Here is a 5,935-nt window from a genome sequence, read left to right as displayed (position 1 = left end):
AATTGATTCAGATTAACTGGTATCTGAATTCACGGCCACTCAAATGTTTGAACTGGCGAACTCCAATTGAGATCTTTTTGCTTAATCTGCGTCATTAAATTTGTTCAAGTTATTTATTGCAATCTACCATATGTTAAGAATTTTTATGGGCAATGACGTGGGTGCCAAAATATGCTATCATTACGATTAGAATACAAATATTAGAGAGGGTTAACGAGTATGAAAGCAGTAGGAGTTATGGCTCTACTGGGAATTATTAGCCACTTTGGCTTTATTATTCTTGCTTTTATGGGATTACAAACCTTGCGCCTAGATCGTTATTTTATGAAGGAACAACAAGCAATGTTTAAACTTGTCCTAATCATGTTAGCGGTCACAATTGGCTTTGGGTGTAGTTCCTTTTTCCTGAGTTTTATTGATAACGTACGCAATCTATCATTCTTATTCTAAAATTTTCGAATAGTCATTAGTGGAGGATATAAAAGTGGAAAAGATTATTGTCCGCGGGGGAAATCGTCTTGTTGGCACAGTGGAAATTGAAGGCGCTAAAAACGCCGTTTTGCCAATTTTGGCAGCGTGTATCATGCCAGATGAGGGACGAACTACTCTGTATAACGTGCCGGTTTTATCAGATGTATATACGATGAATAACGTTATCCGTTTCTTAAACGTTGAAGTAGGGATGGATGAAGTAAATAAGACAATTATTTTGGATGCAACCAAACAGCTTTCGTATGAAGCACCTTTCAAATATGTGTCTAAGATGCGGGCTTCAATTGTTGTTTTGGGACCATTGCTGGCACGTTTAGGCCGGGCTAAAGTAGCTATGCCTGGTGGATGTGCAATTGGTTCACGTCCAATTGATCTTCACCTCAAGGGAATGGAAGCCATGGGAGCAGTCATTGAACGTCACGACGGTTATATCGAAGCGCATGTTGATGGTCGGTTGCACGGAGCCAACATTTATCTTGATTTTCCTAGTGTGGGCGCTACGCAAAATATCATGATGGCAGCAACATTAGCTGAAGGGCAAACAGTCTTGGAAAATGTTGCCCGTGAGCCTGAAATTGTTGACCTAGCTAACATTTTGAATAAGATGGGGGCAGACATCAAGGGTGCTGGGACTGAGACCATCCGGATCAACGGGGTTGAACACTTGCACGGGGTAGAACATACTATCATCCAGGACCGGATTGAAGCCGGGACTTTTATGGTAGCAGCTGCCTTAACCCAGGGGAATGTCTTGGTGAAAAATGCTATTGCTGAACACAATAAGCCTCTGATTTCAAAGATGCGGCAAATGGGGGTTGAAGTCATTGAAGAGGACCAAGGCATTCGGGTTATTGGTCCAGAAAAGTTAAAGCCATGCACGGTAAAGACACTGCCTCACCCAGGTTTCCCCACGGATATGCAGCCCCAGATGACTATTTTACAATTGATGGCTGATGGGCCTAGCGTACTCACCGAAACTGTTTTTGAAAATCGCTTCATGCACTTAGAAGAACTTCGGCGGATGAATGCTGATTATCGGATTGAAGGTAATTCAGTAGTCCTTTATGGACCAACTAAGTTCAATGGTGCTGAGGTAGCTGCAACTGACTTGCGGGCAGCTGCAGCGCTGATCTTAGCTGGTTTAGTAGCGGAAAATATCACACAAGTAACGCACTTAGAATATTTGGACCGGGGTTACTATCATTTCCATCAAAAGCTAGCCAGTTTAGGAGCTGAAATTAAGCGGGTTAATGATATTACAGCTGATGAAACCTACGCATTCAATCCGCAAAGAGCATAACCATTAAAAAGTTAGGGCGATCATAGTAACGATCACGCTAACTTTTTTATGTAGTTTTATAAAAGCGCCAATTCGTGCTATAATAATATGCTGGATTAGTTACCTCTGTAATCGGGGTAGATATTTAAACTTAGAGGAGAAAAAATGGCTAAAGATATTGGGATCGATTTAGGGACAGCAAACGTATTGATTAATGTCCAAGATAAAGGAATCGTTTTGAATGAACCTTCAGTTGTAGCAATTGACACTAAAAGTGGCCGTGTTTTAGCAGTTGGTTCTGAAGCTTATAAGATGGTAGGGAGAACTCCAAGTAATATTCGGGCAATTCGTCCGCTTAAAGATGGGGTGATTGCAGATTTTGACATGACAGAACAAATGCTTTCTTATTTTATTAAGAAGCTAAATGTTAAGGGTTTTATGTCCAAGCCTAATATTTTGATCTGCTGCCCAACCAATACTACTGATATTGAACGCAAAGCTATCCGTCAAGCGGCTGAAAAGTCAGGTGGCGGTCAAGTTTATCTTGAAGAAGAACCAAAAGTAGCAGCAATTGGGGCTGGTTTAGATATCTTCCATCCTCATGGCAGCATGGTTATTGATATTGGTGGGGGGACTAGCGATATTGCTGTTCTTTCACTGGGCGATATTGTGGCTAGCCGTTCTTTACGGGTTGCCGGTGACAAGCTAAATGCAGATATTGCTAACTATGTCAGAAAGAAACATGGTCTGCAGATCGGGGAACGGACAGCAGAGAAAGTTAAAATTGAAATCGGGACTGTGATCAAAGATGGCCGTGACCAAGAGATGGATGTGCGCGGACGCGATGTGGTTGATGGTTTGCCAAAAACAATTGTCTTGTCATCAGCAGAAGTCGAAGAAGCACTGCGCGACACTATGATGGCCATTATCACAGCAGCTAAGGATGTTTTGAGTGTTACACCGCCAGAATTAGCATCTGATATTATCGACCGGGGCGTTGTGCTTACTGGTGGGGGTGCCCTCCTAGATGGTATTGCCCGGTTATTTGCTTCGGAACTGCAAGTGCCAGTGGAAATTTCAGAAACACCACTGGACGATGTCGCAGTTGGGGCAGGCAAACTACTCGGCCATCTGGAAAAAGGCGCAAAGAAGAGATAAGAATTGTTAACGCTAATTAATAATTTGATAAAGCAATGCTTGATCTTGCCGATCAGGGTTTATCAACGGTGGATCTCGCCACTTTTTCCACCGACTTGTCGGTATACCCCAACGTGCTCTAACTACATGTTACAAGCACTGCAAAAGCATGGACCCTTCAAAGGCTTGCTGATGGGGATAGCCCGCATTTTGCGGTGTCATCCCTTTGTCAGAGGTGGGATCGATCCTGTTCCGGACAAGTTTACTCTTTTGCGCAATGAGCAACCTTACAATAAAACTAATGATAGGCATTAGCGGGAGGTCAATTTAGTGTCAAAAAAAGAAAAAAACATTGCAATTATTGAAAATGAACGCATGGTTAAGGGGCAAGTTGTTCTTGACTTGTCAATTGATCATCGTTCCCTGGGGACAGTGACCCAGAGTGGTGACGAATTTGTAGCCAAGTTACCAAACGGTGAAGTTTTTCGGGCTAAGCAGCAAGACGAAGCTGTTAGTTTCTTGATTAGAGAATATCATCTACACCAAGGGCGTTAAAAAAGGGTTAAGCGGTTTTTAACACCCTTTTTTTGTATGTCTTTTTGTGTATACTAAACTTATCAATAAAAAAGGAGACAAACAATCGTGGTTAAAAAGACTTTACGTCAAATTAATCGTGAGGAAGAAGATGCCCGGATCGACTGGGGGATCATCTTTTGTGTTTTGGTGCTTGCAGTCATCGGACTAGCTTCGATTTATGTTGCGTTGCGCCATGACACTAGTACCGTCAGCATTGTCCGGACCATGTTATCACAGTTTGTGTGGTATGTGATCGGGACGGTGGCAGTAATATTCTTGATGCAATTTGATGCGGAACAGTTGTGGAAGATTGCACCAATCGCATATGGTTTGGGGATCTTCCTCCTCATCGCGGTCCTGATCTTTTATAGCCGGTCGTACTTTGTACAAACTGGGGCCAAGAGTTGGTTTGCGATCGGACCGTTCACTTTCCAGCCTTCTGAAGTTATGAAACCCGCATATATCTTGATGATGGGGCGGATTATTTCGCAACACAATGCGGAATACTATGAACATACAACGCGTTCGGACTGGCACCTTTTAGGGAAGATGTTTTTATGGACATTACCGGTGGCAATTTTGCTGAAGTTGCAAAATGACTTCGGGACAATGCTGGTGTTCTTCGCTATTTTAGCCGGGATGATCTTGGTTTCAGGGATCACTTGGAAGATTATTGTTCCTGTTGGGACAATCGGGGTTGTCCTAGGGAGCACGGCTATTTTCCTGGCCGTTTACGCGCGCGGAATCTTGGAAAAAATTGGTTTCCACACTTACCAGTTTGAACGGATTGATGCCTGGTTAAACCCTTCCGGTAGTACCGATAACAAGAGTTACCAACTTTACCGGAGTATCCAAGCGATTGGGTCCGGTAAGCTGTTTGGTAAAGGGTTCAATGTATCGAACGTTTATGTGCCCGTTCGGGAGTCAGATATGATTTTCTCTGTTATTGGGGAAAACTTTGGCTTCATTGGTTGCTGTGTTCTGATCTTTATTTACTTGTTATTGATCTTCCAGATGATTCAAGTAACATTCGATACTAAAAATGAATTTTATGCTTATATTTCAACTGGGGTAATCATGATGATCCTATTCCACGTATTTGAAAATATCGGGATGGGAATCGGCTTGCTACCACTGACAGGGATTCCACTGCCATTTGTCAGTCAGGGGGGATCTGCGCTGATCGGAAATATGATCGGGATCGGACTCCTAATGTCGATGCGCTATCATAATAAGAGCGACATGTTTAGTACCAACGAAAACTTCAGATAATAACAAAAGTGGACAATATGGCTTAATTGAGATTTGAAGTAAGCAAATAGTTAAATAGTTAAATTTTTAAGGCATGATTCTGGTAGTTATTCTACCGGGACCGTGCTTTTGTTTTCTCAGTAGATGATTAATAATTGGAACGGTTTAGTTCGTTTAAAAACTCTTCATATTTCTCAAGATAGACAGATACAGAGTATTCCTCGCGAAATTCATTATTGTGCCAGGATTTAGCAATATATGCAACAGCTAAGTCGTGAGCAATTTGTTCATTGGAAATTTTTTCGGCCATAATTTTGCCTTCTTTCATCAAGTAATAAGCTAAGTATAGCAAAGAATTTTTCAGAAAAGCAGAGTTATAAGATTAAAAAGCAAATTCACCGGATGGATAAAAGAACGTTTCCAATCGGGGTGAATACCAGAACGGTAAGTAGCACCTTATATGAGCAAATAATGTTAAAATAAGTATAGCGAAGATGATCAAGAAGAACGGTAAGATCGACTTGAAAGGGAAATATCATGGAGCATGACGAAATTAGCTATTATGATGGTGTTACCTTTGAACAAGCAGAAAAGATTGCTAAAGAGTATGCTAAAAAAGAAGGATTGATTATGGGAACCTATGAAGGCTCGGGGGTGAAAGCCCCTTGAGTGCTTGGAAGCAATTATTCCTGGGCAGCATGGTATCCCGAATACGAAGGGAAAATCATCGGCTTGCCGGGACACGTTGTTGTTGATGACAGTACAGGTTTACCGACATATGCGATGTTTATGTGATACAAAGCATAAGTCTTAGTTGCAAGATGGGGCTGCTTGAAGCTTTATTGGTGTTGTATGCCAGACGCCAATTGCAATAATAAATTGAACACTTGCCAATAGCATCTGGTAGATTTTGACTATCTGTGTCGATAAATATGGTCAAGCTCTATGTCAAAGCACTCTTCTGGAGTCTTGTAGTTTAAGATCTTTCGAGGAAGAGAGTTGCACCATACTTCGATCTTAGCAATGTCTTCCACGCTGTACTTATCTATCCGGTCTCCCTTAGGAATATAGCGTCTGATAAGCCCGTTGTGCCGCTCTACGCTACCTTTATCACAGGATGTATAAGGGTGAGCATAATACACAAGCGTCTTGGAAACTTGCTCAAGATTTGATAGATCCGCGAACTCGGAGCCGTTATCG

At 42.0% G+C, this 5,935-nt stretch carries 10 protein-coding genes and 1 pseudogene; 9 read left to right on the top strand and 2 right to left on the bottom strand.

Translation table 11 applies throughout. The annotated features are described in order from the left end of the window. The 7 genes and pseudogenes from G541_RS10445 to G541_RS0108035 all read left to right on the top strand — a co-directional run. A pseudogene (locus tag G541_RS10445) lies at positions 1-98 on the top strand (IS30 family transposase); the annotation flags it as partial. A 121-nt stretch (positions 99-219) separates the two neighbouring features. Further along, positions 220-450, top strand: a complete 231-nt coding sequence (locus G541_RS0108055; protein WP_027827101.1) for a DUF1146 family protein — start codon at positions 220-222, stop codon at positions 448-450. A gap of 34 nt (positions 451-484) precedes the next feature. Beyond that, positions 485-1,792, top strand: a complete 1,308-nt coding sequence (gene murA, locus G541_RS0108050; RefSeq protein ID WP_027827100.1) for a UDP-N-acetylglucosamine 1-carboxyvinyltransferase — start codon at positions 485-487, stop codon at positions 1,790-1,792. Positions 1,793-1,936: 144 nt separating this feature from the next. Beyond that, positions 1,937-2,929, top strand: a complete 993-nt coding sequence (gene mreB / locus G541_RS0108045) for a rod shape-determining protein (RefSeq protein WP_009553767.1) — start codon at positions 1,937-1,939, stop codon at positions 2,927-2,929. A gap of 3 nt (positions 2,930-2,932) precedes the next feature. Further along, on the top strand, positions 2,933-3,223 hold the full coding sequence (gene yidD, locus G541_RS10280; RefSeq protein ID WP_253283650.1) for a membrane protein insertion efficiency factor YidD: 291 nt from the start codon (positions 2,933-2,935) through the stop codon (positions 3,221-3,223). 15 nt (positions 3,224-3,238) lie between these two features. After that, complete coding sequence (locus G541_RS0108040; RefSeq protein ID WP_009553762.1) at positions 3,239-3,463, top strand: DUF2969 domain-containing protein; 225 nt, start codon at positions 3,239-3,241, stop codon at positions 3,461-3,463. An 87-nt stretch (positions 3,464-3,550) separates the two neighbouring features. Continuing rightward, positions 3,551-4,756: an FtsW/RodA/SpoVE family cell cycle protein gene (locus G541_RS0108035; RefSeq protein WP_027827099.1), complete on the top strand. Its 1,206-nt coding sequence runs from the start codon at positions 3,551-3,553 to the stop codon at positions 4,754-4,756. Positions 4,757-4,883: 127 nt separating this feature from the next. On the opposite strand, the gene G541_RS10440 is transcribed toward G541_RS0108035, so the two are convergent. Beyond that, positions 4,884-5,045: a hypothetical protein gene (locus G541_RS10440; RefSeq protein ID WP_155824566.1), complete on the bottom strand. Its 162-nt coding sequence runs from the start codon at positions 5,043-5,045 to the stop codon at positions 4,884-4,886. 227 nt (positions 5,046-5,272) lie between these two features. Here G541_RS10440 and G541_RS10695 point away from each other — a divergent pair, with 227 nt between their 5' ends. Both G541_RS10695 and G541_RS10690 read left to right on the top strand, forming a co-directional pair. Beyond that, entirely contained in the window at positions 5,273-5,404 is a 132-nt protein-coding gene (locus tag G541_RS10695; protein WP_258409055.1) for a hypothetical protein, read from the top strand. Continuing rightward, the gene (locus G541_RS10690) at positions 5,405-5,530 is read left to right on the top strand and encodes a hypothetical protein (protein WP_258409054.1); all 126 of its coding nucleotides are present in this window, start codon (positions 5,405-5,407) and stop codon (positions 5,528-5,530) included. A gap of 119 nt (positions 5,531-5,649) precedes the next feature. Here G541_RS10690 and G541_RS09750 read toward each other — a convergent pair. Further along, a partial coding sequence (locus G541_RS09750) for an IS30 family transposase (RefSeq protein ID WP_035163010.1) occupies positions 5,650-5,935 on the bottom strand: 286 nt, incomplete at its 5' end.

Source organism: Ligilactobacillus saerimneri DSM 16049, from assembly GCF_000423265.1.
Classification (GTDB): Bacteria; Bacillota; Bacilli; order Lactobacillales; family Lactobacillaceae; genus Ligilactobacillus; species Ligilactobacillus saerimneri.
This window is presented reverse-complemented; position numbering and strand designations above follow the sequence as displayed.

Excerpts from the sequence above, each read along its gene's own strand:
- G541_RS0108055 (WP_027827101.1), top strand. The coding sequence starts at position 220 with ATGAAAGCAGTAGGAGTTATGGCTCTACTGGGAATTATTAGCCACTTT.
- mreB (WP_009553767.1), top strand. The coding sequence starts at position 1,937 with ATGGCTAAAGATATTGGGATCGATTTAGGGACAGCAAACGTATTGATT.
- G541_RS10440 (WP_155824566.1), bottom strand. The coding sequence starts at position 5,045 with ATGGCCGAAAAAATTTCCAATGAACAAATTGCTCACGACTTAGCTGTT.
- G541_RS10695 (WP_258409055.1), top strand. The coding sequence starts at position 5,273 with ATGGAGCATGACGAAATTAGCTATTATGATGGTGTTACCTTTGAACAA.